Genomic DNA, 13,101 nt, shown 5'->3' with positions numbered 1-13,101 from the left:
AAAATGGGGCCGCAGCCCCATCAGTATCAGTCAGCTTTGTCAGGCATCATGCGCTGGATCCTGTCAACAAGCGCCCGGCGTTCCTGAGGACAGAGGTCGATAACCTCCAACTCCCCCAGCAGTGCATTCAACTCAACCTGCAGTTGGGCGGCGCTCATTGCACACCGCCTACACTGAACTGCTGAGCCAACTTTGTAAGCCCCTTCGGAGTGATACGAACCTGCTCACAAAGGCGCTCTCCGCCCTCAGCCAGGGGCACCATCGTCACCTTGTGCTCAACCAGCCCCTGCTGCACCTTGTCCTGGTAGCCGAGCCACTGCTTGCCGCCGGCGCGTTTGTAGATCCAGCGCTGGCTGCACAGGTGCTGGTTGAACTTCTTCGGCTGCTGTTGCAGCGCCTTGGCGGCCTCGGTCAGGTTCAGCGAGCCATCGGCAGTGGCGATCAGATCCAGCGCCTCCACCTTGGGCTTGGCCGCTTCCACCTGCAGCTCCAGCTTGTGATTGGCTGCCTCCAAGCGCAACCGTTCCTGCTCTGACTGCATGGCGATCTGCAGGATCTCCATGGTGGTCAGTTGAGGGGTGACCGGGCCCAGCTTGCCGGTACGGTAATCCAGAAACACCTGATTGACCTGGAGCTGGAAGGCGGGACTGATCCAACCGGCATAGGAGATCGCCAGCAATTCGTGGGCGAAAGTGCCGCCGTTGCGGCCTTCAATGGAAACTATGCAAATTTGCACAGTTTGTTTTTCCACCTCAGCGACCAGCTCCTGCGCATGCTTGGTGCGCAACCACTGAGCTGGGGCTTTGCTCGAACCAAGTTGACTGGCCCGGTGAAGGGCGTTCAGGTTGAACCGCCCCGCCTCGTCGGTGGTGATCTCCACCCCGGCGATTACCGGCATGGAATTCAGCGGCTCTGCCAAAACTTTGGTTTGCTGATACTGTTGTTGTATAATCATAAAGTAACTCCAATCATTTGCGTGGTGGGTTTACATCTCTCGGCCTCAACTGTTCCACCAGTTGGGGTCGAACTCTTTCTGGCATCAGACCGACTCTGCTTTCCCACTATCTTGCTCCCTCTCCATCTGCTGCTTCAGGATCATAGTGATCTCACCGTTGAAGCTGCGGCAGTTATCTGCTGCTCGGTTCGTTAACCAATCGCGTATCTCACGCGGTAAGCGCAGGGATGTGTTGCGTACCTTGTCTTCTATCATCACTCCTCCTTCTCACTTAGACTTTACTGTGAAGTCTAAATTAATGATAGTTAGACTTCATAGTGAAGGCAAGTGATTTGATAAAGTCCGAATGAATTCACCTATTGCTTTTGTTAAGCTAATGCTTACTGAACAAACCAAAGTCACACCTCATGAGCAAAGACATACAGAAGACTGCGTTGCGCCTACCAAGGGAGCTACACACTGCCATCCATGAAGCTGCAGCTGCAGCTGGCCGAACGATGAACGCAGAGATCGTTCATCGGCTTCAAAGGACTTTTGAAGAAGACGCAGAACTTGTTGAGAGTGGTGTGAAGCTCCTTGATGGTATTCACATCGACCGTGCAGCGCTAATGATGCCACCAGGAACCATTCTCACCCCTCATGAGATCGATAAACACGATCCACGATACAACCCTGATGGCATAACTGAGCAGCTTCGAGAAATGAGAGATATGCTGGAAAACATCACAAAAGAAATGAAAAAACAAAAAAAATAAATATAATGATTCGGGATATTGATTGGGGGTTTTATGAAAATTATATTGGCAATTACTTTTTTTACCATCGCCACATCCTCTCTTGCTGGTGAGCAAGAGGAAATGAATAAATGGTATATGGCAAAAAGTGGTGACTACACAATTAGAGACAGTATAAATGATGGCATCTTTGCCTCGCTTAGTAAAACAGTCAGCGGTGGGCTCAACATTTACATCCAGCGTTACGAACCTGAAAAATGTAAAGAATCTGAACAAACAACTCATTCTCACGAGCCATTGAATATTAATGGTACTTTAGTGAAATATGGTCAAGCATGTAGTGGACAGTGGAAAACGTTCTTTCCTATCACATCAGCAGGCACTGATTATGTGATATCTGAGTTTAAGCGTAAGAAAATTGTTGAGGTGACTACATACGACAATAGTTTTAAACTCCTCTTTTCTGCGAATGGTTTTGTTGAAGCATTTAATTCCACGAACAGTAAAAGAGTCGCAGAAAAAAATGCCATATAGATTTATATAAATGACAACAATTACGTGATGATTATCCTCACAGGAATATCATTGCTGTATAGATAGCAAATCCAATCAGGGTAGACATAAAGCTGAATGCCATAAAGGTCTCCAAGCTCTCCCGGTTGGATTTGCTGAAACACCAACACCCGGCAGCAAAGGGTATCAGCGCCAGGGTGAAGCTAAAGCTGAACGCCTTGAGCGCCACCACCATCATTATCAACGCAAACAGTATCCACATGGTCAGGTCCTCACTGGTCAGGGCCCAGCTTACCCCCTGTTGTCCGGGGCAAGCCAGGGCCGCTATTCCCCCTTACTCCCAGTTCGCCTTGTTCTTGTTTACCGCCTGATACACTAGGTCATTACGGCGGGCCAGCATCTCATCAATGCGCCGGCGCTTCTCCTCTGCGGCCAGTGTGCGATCGCGCTGGATCAGCTCGATCTTGTTGCGCACCACCCGGACCTGCTGCTGAGTGCGGCTCAGGCTGCGGCGCGACTTCAAGATCCCACCCTGCTCCTCCAGCAGCTCGCGGGCCTTATCTGTGAGCCCCTCACTGCGGTACTGGTCAACGGTGCGCTTGAGCTGGTTCACCTCGTTCAGCATCCGGTAGAACTCCTCCATGTGCTGAGTGGACTTTGCAGGGCCAGTGCCGCGGTACACCGCTTTCACCAATGGGATCTCGTCGGCCCTCCAGCTCGCGGACTCACCCGGTCGAGAGGCTCGGATCAGACCGTCAGCGGCAGCCATCACATAGCTGCCCATGGTGCCGGTGTAACCGATAATCAGGTGCTCAAGCTGCTTCGGCGAGAAGCCAGTGAGCTCCCCCAGCTCGCGCATCAGCAGGCTGGTTTGCTCGTTGTAGCGTGCCTCTGCCTGGACGTTCAGGTCCTGTGGGCCGTCGATGGGGCCACCCTTGAAGAAGTCATAGTTTACCGTTGTCTCCACCACCGGCTTTGCGATCTGGGGGATCGGATTGAGGGCGAAGGTGTCACCTATCGCCCTGGCCACCGCCTTACCGAACTGGGCCCCGGTGTCCTTGTCACCCAGGGCCCGGGCCATGCGCTCGGGGATGGTACCGAACAGCACGCCAATCTCGAACGGCTTGGGGATCCGCCAATGGTGATCACCAAGCCAGAAGTGCCAGTTGGCGTCTTTATCCCAGTCCGGCAACCCCTCATAACGCTCATCGTCCCAGTTGTGGGCCAATAGCGCCAGGCTCGCAGCCGTGATCATGCCTGCGCGTTTGGCGATGGCTCGCGGGTTGTCTCGCAGCTCACGGGTCAGCTTGCCAAGGCCCTGCACCCGGGCATTGAAGAACGGCAGCAGTTGGGACATGAGCTGAATTGTGCGAGCCGCACCGAGCATGGAGAAATCCATCAGGTCCTTCGACTCGAACGCCGCCTGGGCGTGGCTCTTCCCGGCCTTGATGGCAGCGTCATAAACAGCTTCACGGTTCCCGTTTTCAACCGCCTCACCCACCCTGCTGTATTTTTCCCATGCGTCTGCCACCACGCCCTTGGCATGCGCCGCATTGCGGATGAAGCTCTTCTCGTAGCGGGCGATTTGCTCCGGGGTCATCCCCTTGCGTCGCAGCGACTTACGCACGGTATCGGCCATCGCCTCTGGGTCATTGCCATTCACGTAACCGCCCAGGAAGGAGGCTCCGCTGAACATTACGTCAATGGTGCTTCCGTCCATGTGCCACGTTTTCCTCACCCCTTTGATGGAATCAATCATCGGCTTGAAGCCATCCTTGCTGATGGCCCAGCTGGAGAGGGAGTCGCGCAGGAAGTTGCGCAGCATGAATTCGGGGGACGCGGTGATGCCTGCCGTTAAGATGCGCTTGGCCTTGGCCGCCACATTGACCATGGCGCCGAACGGCTTGCGGTCGAAGAAGGTCATAGCGCGATAGAGGTCCGGATCCTCAACCCGGATCATGTAGTCCTCCCCCTCCAGCTTGACCATGATCCTGTCTTTGCCATTGGCAAGGGCTTGGTAATCCATCTTGTTTGGCTTCGGGATGACCTCGATGATGCCGGTATCCGCCAGGTTCCAAACCGTCTTCTGGGCCGCCATGTTCTTCATGGACGCGTCGATCAGCTTGGAGGTGGAGGTGAAGATGTTCTCGAGCAGGTCGTTGGTGTTGGCATCGCCCCCCTTGAGCTTCTTGATACCGGCGTTCTGGTTGGCAATGCCCCTCGGCTTGAAGGGAGCGATCACATCGCCATCGTCGGATTCACGGAAGAAGGGGATGTACCACTCGCTTTCGAACTCCGCCCGGGCCTCTTTGGTGAAGAGCCCAGCTTCTTGTGCCAGGTCCAGGGTAGCGGCATTGAGCCGATTCCAGCGCGCTTTGGCGTCAAGAAACTTGGCCTCTTTGCCTTTACCTTGAGCCTTGAGGGCAGCGATGTCCTGGGCGTCGAGAAGGTTCTCACGCCCCTGGGCCAGCAACAGCTCGGCCCGGTGGCCAGCCATCCAACCCAGCCAGTTATGCAGGTCAGCCCCCAGATCAGCAAAGATGCCGAGCAGCGCATCCTTCTCGCCAGTACCCGCCTTGCGCTGGATCACCCCATCCTTCCACTCCGGCAAACCGTAAAGCATGGTCGCCTGCATGGTGGAGGCGGCCCCCGTCGCCATCCGTGCCGCCACATAACCGGAGTCAGCAGCATTGGTAATGCCGGCAGCCTCCTCGGCGTACTTGATGGGGGCCAGCGCGTCGAGCACCTCGGTATTGGCTTTCTTGATGACGCGATCAACCCATGAGCTGACCACGCCACGGTCAACTTGACGGAGCTTGTTCAGGTTGGTTTTGGTCTTGTCGATGATGTCTGGCTTGGGTCCCAGGTTGAGCTTCTCCATGGCCGCATCAGCTGCGGTACTGGCCTGGCTCATCTTGATACCGCCTTTCTGGGCTGGCCGCTCGGCTTCCTGGCTGAACTTCTTGCCGCCATCCGGCCCGCTGTCGTCTGGGCCGCTACGCTGCAACTTCTTGCCCAGCCCCTCGATCAGGGAACGCGTCTCCGCGGCGGTAATGCCATCAGGTACAAAGCCGACCGCACGCAGCGCCCGGGTGACCATGGCCACGACCCGATCCCAGCCACGGCCCCAGGCCCCCTGCTCGACTTCGGCGAGGTGGGCCACCACTTCCTCGGCTTGGGTGCCGATGTCCTCATCGGCGTAATGGGTGTTCACCCAGTCCCACACCGGCCTCATGCTGGGGTCCTTCTGGGACTGGATGAGGCGGCTCATCAGCTTGGTATATTCCCCGTCACCCAGGACATTGGCCAGGCCATAGTGGGCCAGCACCTCATGGCGCAGGATCTCGCGCATCCGCTTGGGGTCGGAAATGGTGTCCGCAGCTACGTGTAGGGTGCCGGCATCGTCGTCAAACGCGGCGCGGCGGATCAATCCCTCCTTGGCATCCAGCCCCAGGGCCCCTTCAAGCTCCCCCTGGGTGGCGTGGATCTGTACCTTGATGCCGCTCGCCCCCCGGTACTGCTTGAACCAACCATGGGAAACCAGCTCAGCCTCTTTACGGGTCAGGTGCTTGGCCGGCTTGTCCCCTTGTGCCATTGCCTGCTTTGAGAAGCGGATTATGCGTTCAGGCTTGTCGTCCTTGGCTGGCTCATCGGCTTGCTTGCCGATCACCTCTTCGCCCGTACGGATGTTCTGGCGGGTGCGCTTTCCGCTGCGAATGCCTTCACCAACAGCCCGGATCAGGCTATCGAGCTCGTGCTCCTTGATGGGGCCCTTTGCCAAACCGGCCTTGCGCAACATGCGGGAGAACTCGGTCTTGATACCGTTCCATGCCTGGATGGTGCGCGACGGCAACTCGTTTTCAGTAAGGTGGGCAAACACCTCTTCCGCCTGGTGCTGCTCACTTTTATCGCCATACATCTCCGGGCGGGAGATTTCTGACCAGGCAGGAGCAAGCCATTTCTCACTTTTGGCATCACTCAGCTTTTGGAGGAGAGCTCGCTTATTTTCAGGCGTAAACGTGTCCAGGCCATAGTGACCCAGGACCTCATGACGTAACGTAGAGACGACTTCCGCTTTTGCTCTTTCAACTCCTCCCATACCCCGTTCATTTCGTGGCGCAGGTCTGTTCTGCTGTAAAAGACGGGGATCTCCAGATACCCCTCTTTCTCCCCCTGCGCCTTCGTGAACACCCTGACGCCCGGCTCTGCGGGTGATGCTGTCTGCGATGAGGTGGACTTGCTGCTTGCCGGGGAGGTATCCCCCATCCCGCCATCCAATTTGCTCGGGGCTGCCTTCTGGTCCATAAAGGTCCTCTTGAGTTTGACCAACAATAAAGTCGAGTGACTGAGCCCCTTTATACTCACGTCTAAAGTCAGAAACAATCTGAGCCACATCGTCAGCGGACAGTCCCTCCCGCTGCTGAGACATGCGGACTTTCTTGGCGACTGGCTTGGTGGTATCCCCCTCCTTCACCCAGCGCTTGAACGATTCCACCGGCATCGCCTTGATGGCACCCAGTCCTTTCCAGCCCGCCTCGTAGTTGCCAAGGTAGCCTTCCCGGGCGGCCTGCTCATCGGAAAAGCCCATCATCACCTTGTGTTCGTCAAACTTGCCGGTTATGGGGTCCACCTGGTCCACCACATAGACCGTCTCGCTATCCGGCTTGTCACCGATGAACACATCGACATGATCTCCGTCCGCCCCCAGGGTGCGTTTAATGTAGCCGTAGTCATGGGTCATGGTTGACTGCCACGCCTTGCCATCCTGAGCGGTACCGGATCTGGTGGAGCCTTTGGGGTTCTCGAGCGCAATATCCAGCCCCTGCAGCTTGATGTGCCCCTTCTTGTAGTTCCCCGCTTCCTTCTGTGCTTCGGTGGGCTCCGGCGCTATCTCGGCGCGGGCCGCTTCAATCTGCCGCACCGGTTCACTGGTGGCAGGCGTGGTGAGCTGTCGCACCTTCGCTACCGAAGTCGTGGACACTACCAGGCCACCCTTGCCCGGGATCGCCTTCACGCCGTTATCCTTCGCCCACGACTTGAGGGCCGCCACTTCCCCTTCCAGGGTGATGGTGCCGTCAGGGTTATCGATCATCCCCGACCAGGGTGTCGGCGCTGCCGCTGGCCCAGCAGTCGCGCGGGCTTGCTCAGGTTGCCCCCATTCAGATACAGCAACCCCGGCAGGTGCCGGGGCTGTCAGTGCATTTTCCTCTCCTGGTTGGGTGACAGGTACAGGTGCAAGAGAAGCGCCATCTGCCGGATCTCCGGGTCCAGCTCGCTCCGCGAGTTCGGCAGGGGTTTGTCCAACACCTGTTGCAACCGGATCGCCTGCGCCAGGCTGATCACCTGGTCGCTCACTGCTGATTGCAGGTATCGGGGTAGGCTGGCCATGGGTCACCTCGGATTGTTCGCTGGAAGGGATAACATCGCGGTAGCCGGTATCGACGGCCGGTGCGAGTTGTTGGGGCTGGCTGGGGGTGGGCTGTTCGGCCCTCACCTGCTTTATCTCGGCAATCTCTGCCACGCCGAAACCACCACCCTTGAGGGGAACCGGGGTTTCCTTGCCCTTGCGGCTGGCCATGGCAGCCTCTTTCTCACTGGCGAACGGCTTGCCTTTGCGGGTTATGCGAAGGGTCCTGAGCGGGCCAAAAATGGAGTCGGGCTCAGCACTGGCGGTCGCATCATCCTTGATATGGGTTGCATCCGGCTGGCGGTTATCGGCGCCGTATATCACATCGCGGTGCGGGAGCTCTGTACCCACCTCGCGGGACTCGCCATCGATCACGGCTCCCGGCAGCTCGCCGGCAGGGTGGGCGGTAGCAGCCTCAGGCGGAAGCAGATCCCCCTCCTGCCCGTTCTGCCAACGGGTGCGCTCACCACCTCGAAACTGCGGGCCAGGGCCTGCCTGTTGGTCATCATGATCCCCTGGGGCTGCCACAGCCTCCCCCACGGGTTTGGCATTCGCATCGCCGGCGAAGATCACATCCTTGAGCGGCAGGGCTGGGCGCTGGTTCTCCATGGCTACCTGCTGGGCGCTCTTGTTTCCTGCGAACGGGTCAACCCCGAGATCCCCAGCCTGGGCGAGTTCATAAAGGCTCTTGCCCTGGTCGCCAGCCTGCATCTGGGCCGTAACCAGATCCTGCACCGACCGCCCGTACTCACCGGCCAAGGCTCGCTGAACGTCGCTATCCTGCGCCATCCCCTTGAAACGATCGGCGGTATCGTCTTGACGCAGATAGGCGGGAACATCACGCAGCTCGTCAAACTGGCTGCCGCTGGGACCGAGCGGGTTCAGATCTCCCTCAGCCTGTGTGGCGGAGGGCGCCTGCTCGCCACCCTCCTGTGGACCGAATGCAGAGACCGGATCCACTGCTAGGTCAGCAGCGTCCTCCGTCACCGGCGCGGAAGGCTCTGCAACCAGATCGGTCCCAACGCCATCTTCCTGGCTGGCATGCTTACCGCCTCGCGCCCCACCGACAGCACCTACCGCACCACCTGTCCCCATCCCTATCAAGCCGCCCTCGATCGCGCTCGACATGACCCCCTTCATCGGGTCGATATCAGCGGCGGCCACTTCATTCAACGATTCGTTGATGGCGTACTGTTGGACACCCTCTTCCAGGGTCTCACCAACCCCCTCACCTACCGCCCCCTTGCCTGCCCCTTTCAGCACACCACCTGCTGCAGCCTTGCCAGCCAGCATCTTGAACAGCATGGCGTCGCCCATCATGGAGCCCATGGCGGCAGCTCCCCACACCTTGGCATCACTCATGGTGGCGCGGCTGGCCAAGTTGGCCGTTTCCTCCCGGGCCAGCCCCAACTTTTCCTCATCAGAGAGATGGGAGGTCTGCTGATCCTGGTCGATGCGAGTAAACGACTGGCGGAAGGTGTCGCTGGCCGCCAGCTCGTCAAAGCTCATGCCCAGCACGGTGTCACGAGTGTTCACCCCCGCACTGCCGACTGACCCGGTCGCACCAGTGGTGACGGCGGCGCCGGTGGCAATTTTGGACACGGCCTTGGCGGCAACCGCTTCGGCTACCTCCTGGGTCACGCCACGCTTGATCATGGATGCGGTGACAGCGCGGCCGATAGAGGCTTTGGCGGCCACCCCAGTCACCCCGCCAGCGGCGAGTGTCGGTAGCAAAGAGCCAACGCCCTGCGCCATTTTCATCGCCCAGACATCGATATCCCCTGCGCCATCCCCCAGGGTCAACCGGCCTTCTGGCGTTTCATCGACCAGTCGGCGTCCCAGTGCCTCCTTGGCGTCAGCACTCATCCCATCATTCAGAGACTCTGCCCCAGATGCGGCCAGATCGCCTGCACCTGCGACCACATCCAGCAACGGGCTCAGCTTATTGGCCATATTGGCACGAGCCTGTTCCAGGTAGTCGCCCCCCTGCTTCCCGGCATTCTCTTTGCCGAAGTTGCTTGCCTGCCGTGCCAGCTCACCAATGCCGCCCACGAGATCCAGTGCGCCAGCGCCCACCGCCTTAGGATAATCACTCCATTCTGTTTCGAGGTCTCGCTTTGGGGCCGCAGCTGCGGGCGGTGATGAAAGCTGACTGTTGATGCCATCCCAGAACTGCTTTCCTCGAGAGTCAGATTGCAGCGGTTGTGGCAGGGATGCGTCACGGAGACTGTGCTTGTCCATTCGAGTGGCCTCGGCTTTATGCAAAAGAAAAGCCCCGAGCGGCGAACCGTTCGGGGCTTTTGAGATGGGGCGATCAGCATGCAGACTGACCGACGATGGAGAGATGCTAACGCTGGGGTAGGTGAAAGGCAACTATCGGCGAGCCTGGGCCAGGCTCATCGCCTGATAGGCCGCCGCACCATCTGGTGCCTTGTTGAGCGTCGGCTGTCCATTAGTAAATGGTGCAATAACCGTATTCACGGCCGCCTCTTCTGCTGCGCGGTAGTTGTGCGGTTTATTTTTACCCCCTTCCATATTGCGCACCTTCTCAGCAGACACCGCCGCTTGCTTGGCTGCCTCCTCTTTCGCAACAGCTTGGCGCCATAACTCAAAGGCACCGTCCATTTTTTCCGGGCTTTCAAGATAGCTGCCAAGCCACCCCCCCTGCTCAGCCTCCCTCATAAACTGCTGGCGTTCAGGGTTGCTCTGGCTCCACTGCTCAGGATTGACACCAGAGGGTGCCGCACCAGGTGTCCCGCCAGTATTCACCCCGTAGACAGACGGCAAGCTTTCTCTGGCCTCATCAAATGCCGCTTTGACCGTGGCCGGATCCCCGCCATCGGCCAGCGCCTTGGCTTCTTGCTTGTGGAGATCAGCCAGGGCAGCCTTCAGCCCTTTATAGTCAGCCGGTGGATTAACACCGATCTGTACAAGAAAGTTCTCCCATTGTTCTGGGTTTTGCTGGATCTGCTGGCTGACCTGGCGCGCCTTGCCGAAGTATTGAATCAACCTCTGGGGGGTGAGCTCCTTGACGGGGTCGCTCGGGTCACCAGTTCGGCCCTCGGTTATAGGGGCATCTTTGACAGTTTCTTCACCAGTCTTTGGGTTGATGTAGGTCACAGGGGCCTGAAGGAAGAATGTCCCGCGGCCTGTTGGAACAACCTCCACCTCTCCATATGACTTAATTACTCCTGTGGGGGTGACGGTCCCAATACCTTTTTCGAGATTGCCCTTGACCATATAGGTCAGAGCTTGCGTCATCTCGGGAGTATTAATTGCCTCACGCATTTTCCCCATATCCCAGACCCTGGCGTCCGGGTTGTTAATGATTGCTTTCATCCCTTGATAAACAGTGTCAGAACTCCGGTGCCATTGCGGGTCACCAAACACGCGGTATGGATTTCGCCCGGCGGCATATTCATGGTTCAACAAAGCATCTTGCTCTGGTGTAATTTGCTCTCCTCGCCCCAGCGCTGCTGTCGCCATATTGAACGGCACCTCATTGTCGAGCCACCACTGGTCCCGATTGTTCTTTGCCACGGCCAGTGCGTGAGACTCTTGGGCCCTTTTATTTTGCTCCACGTTAAGGCTCAGCATCGCGTTGGCGCGCTTATTATCCAACTCCAGTTGTTTTTGCCGTCCTGCGTATTCTAAGTTCCATCTGTCGTCGTCAACCTTATGGCGACCTCGGTTATATTTGGTTTCGTCCTCATACCGAGCGTCATCCTTTTTCTGCCGCTCCTGCTCGTTCTGCCACATGGCATCACGCAGGCCCATTGACCTCTCCATCCGCTCATCTTCTTTCTGGCCCCGCTGGTAGCGGTCCATGGTGTTGAAGCCAGCCAGAAAACCTTCCGCCAATCCCGATACGCTCATCATGCCCCCTTAAAACAAGCTGTCTGCCAGAAACCCAACCCCAGCACCTGCCAGTGCGCCCAGAGGGCCACCGAGTGAACCCGCCATGCCCAACACGGCGCCCATCGATGCGCCAGTACCGATTGTGCTCAGGGTTTGCCCCTTGCGAGCGGTCTTGAGACTCTTGTTGGCAGCCTCCATCTCCGACTCTCGGTTGGCAGCATCGCGCAAGCCCGCCAGACCTTGCTGGCGAGTCTGACCGCCGATATCCAAAATGCCGTACCCCATCACACACCCCCTCCGGCTTTAATTGCCTCACGCAGCCCCGCATCCGCGCCGGTCAGGATCCCCATTTGTCGGGTCTGCTCCTGTTCACGAAGGCCGTTCTCGGTACCCGCCGTCATCAGCGCCATGCGCAGCCCTTGGCTGTTATCGTTGGCATTGCTACTGGTACCCAGCCCCATTCGTGCATTGCGGTTGGCCGTGGCCTGCTGAGCAGAGCGGAGCGCGTTGGCGTTGTTCTCATCCACCCGTCCAAGTTGCTCCCGCAAAAGCTGGCCGTTGGTGGCCAACTCCATCAGCTCCTGCTGCTTGGGGTAGAAGCGCGTCTTCCAGTCCTGGTACTGCTCTCGGGTGATTTTGGCGTAAGTGTCTGCGGCGTAACCCATGGAACCCCCTTAGTAACCCTTGCCCTGCAGCACGGATGCAGTCGGGCTGATTTTCTTGATCTCCGTTGCCGCCGGTGCTTTCAGGCTGGCCAGCCCATACGAGGTGGCGGCTCCTGCCAGAGTCCCCACCAAGCCAGCTGTCGCCTGCTGGCTTTGGTAAGAGCTCTGTGCATCACTGGTTGCCTTGCGCAAGCTGGTTGTGGCCACATCGCCCATACCAGCCAACGAATCAGCCTTCTGCCCTGCGCCAATGCTCACCACATCCTTGAGCCCAGCAACATACTTGTCCTGCTGGCTGGACTGTGCGCGGTTAGTGGTATCGGTCTGACTCAGGGCTTGGTCCGTTGCCAGTCCTTCCATCGCCTCCTGGTACCTGCCGCTGGTTGGATCTACTCCACTGGCAGCCATGGAGTCAGCCAGCCCTGCGCGCGATTCACCAAAGGATTGAGCAGTGCCAAGCGCTGCCGTGCCTGCCAGTTTGTCGAACTCCCCCTCACTGTTGAGGTCATCCACCTTCTCGATGAAATAGTCCTCGTACTTCTGCAGGTCGTTCTTGTAGAGATCCCACTGCTCCATGGCCACACCGGCTGCAGCCTTCTGAGCCTCGGTCTCCTGAATTTCGTTCGAGCCACCCTTCCCCATCACCTACACCTCATAGGTTGATCTGAAACACATAGAGCCCATCAGCATCATCCGGCTGACGGGCCCATCCCATTCTTGGCGCAACCTTGAGCCACCCCTTACGCGCCGAGTGGAAGCGCAGCCAGCGTGCCCCAATCAGGCGTGCCAGGCGTTTCACTTCCGGCAGGTGCCGCTCAGGTGCCCCGCCATCCCCCCACCCCACCCAGACCAGGACACCGATCACGCCATCTTCTGCCTGTGGCTTGAGCACAAACCCGTCATCACCACGCAAGAACAAAAACGCCATCCGGTTTCGGATGGCGTCTTGCAGTTTGAGAGGGAGATTAG

The 13,101-nt window shown here is 58.1% G+C and carries 11 protein-coding genes; 2 read left to right on the top strand and 9 right to left on the bottom strand.

Annotated elements, in window-relative coordinates; all coding sequences use genetic code 11:
* Positions 1-154: 154 nt before the first annotated feature.
* Together AB5Y47_RS05065 and AB5Y47_RS05060 are read right to left on the bottom strand one after the other, a co-directional pair.
* Positions 155-955, bottom strand: a complete 801-nt coding sequence (locus tag AB5Y47_RS05065) for a phage antirepressor KilAC domain-containing protein (RefSeq protein ID WP_368219968.1) — start codon at positions 953-955, stop codon at positions 155-157.
* 84 nt (positions 956-1,039) lie between these two features.
* The gene (locus AB5Y47_RS05060; protein ID WP_368219967.1) at positions 1,040-1,210 is read right to left on the bottom strand and encodes an Arc family DNA-binding protein; all 171 of its coding nucleotides are present in this window, start codon (positions 1,208-1,210) and stop codon (positions 1,040-1,042) included.
* A gap of 152 nt (positions 1,211-1,362) precedes the next feature.
* On the opposite strand from AB5Y47_RS05060, the gene AB5Y47_RS05055 reads away from it, so the two are divergent.
* The gene (locus AB5Y47_RS05055) at positions 1,363-1,710 is read left to right on the top strand and encodes an Arc family DNA-binding protein (protein WP_368219966.1); all 348 of its coding nucleotides are present in this window, start codon (positions 1,363-1,365) and stop codon (positions 1,708-1,710) included.
* Between the two features lie 33 nt (positions 1,711-1,743).
* Entirely contained in the window at positions 1,744-2,223 is a 480-nt protein-coding gene (locus tag AB5Y47_RS05050) for a hypothetical protein (protein WP_368219965.1), read from the top strand.
* Between the two features lie 37 nt (positions 2,224-2,260).
* Here the strand turns inward: AB5Y47_RS05050 and AB5Y47_RS05045 are convergent, their stop codons facing one another.
* The 7 genes from AB5Y47_RS05045 to AB5Y47_RS05015 form a co-directional block, all read right to left on the bottom strand.
* Positions 2,261-2,464 (bottom strand): hypothetical protein, encoded by a 204-nt coding sequence (locus AB5Y47_RS05045; protein WP_171268995.1) that lies wholly within the window; start codon positions 2,462-2,464, stop codon positions 2,261-2,263.
* 72 nt (positions 2,465-2,536) lie between these two features.
* Positions 2,537-9,850: an LPD38 domain-containing protein gene (locus AB5Y47_RS05040; RefSeq protein ID WP_368219963.1), complete on the bottom strand. Its 7,314-nt coding sequence runs from the start codon at positions 9,848-9,850 to the stop codon at positions 2,537-2,539.
* Positions 9,851-9,982: 132 nt separating this feature from the next.
* Positions 9,983-11,485, bottom strand: a complete 1,503-nt coding sequence (locus AB5Y47_RS05035; RefSeq protein ID WP_368219961.1) for a hypothetical protein — start codon at positions 11,483-11,485, stop codon at positions 9,983-9,985.
* A 9-nt stretch (positions 11,486-11,494) separates the two neighbouring features.
* On the bottom strand, positions 11,495-11,752 hold the full coding sequence (locus AB5Y47_RS05030; RefSeq protein ID WP_203762482.1) for a bacteriocin: 258 nt from the start codon (positions 11,750-11,752) through the stop codon (positions 11,495-11,497).
* Positions 11,752-12,132 (bottom strand): hypothetical protein, encoded by a 381-nt coding sequence (locus AB5Y47_RS05025; RefSeq protein WP_368219960.1) that lies wholly within the window; start codon positions 12,130-12,132, stop codon positions 11,752-11,754. Before AB5Y47_RS05025 ends, AB5Y47_RS05030 begins: the two co-directional genes overlap by 1 nt.
* A gap of 9 nt (positions 12,133-12,141) precedes the next feature.
* Positions 12,142-12,774 carry a hypothetical protein gene (locus tag AB5Y47_RS05020; protein ID WP_368219959.1) on the bottom strand — a complete coding sequence of 211 codons (633 nt, stop codon included), beginning with the start codon at positions 12,772-12,774 and terminating at the stop codon, positions 12,142-12,144.
* Positions 12,775-12,784: 10 nt separating this feature from the next.
* Positions 12,785-13,060 carry a hypothetical protein gene (locus tag AB5Y47_RS05015; protein WP_246875556.1) on the bottom strand — a complete coding sequence of 92 codons (276 nt, stop codon included), beginning with the start codon at positions 13,058-13,060 and terminating at the stop codon, positions 12,785-12,787.
* Positions 13,061-13,101 lie beyond the last annotated feature (41 nt).

Source organism: Aeromonas sp. R7-2, from assembly GCF_040908105.1.
GTDB classification, from domain to species: domain Bacteria; phylum Pseudomonadota; class Gammaproteobacteria; order Enterobacterales; family Aeromonadaceae; genus Aeromonas; species Aeromonas caviae.
Note: the sequence above shows the minus strand (reverse complement) of the source record. Positions and strands in the feature narration are given on the sequence as shown.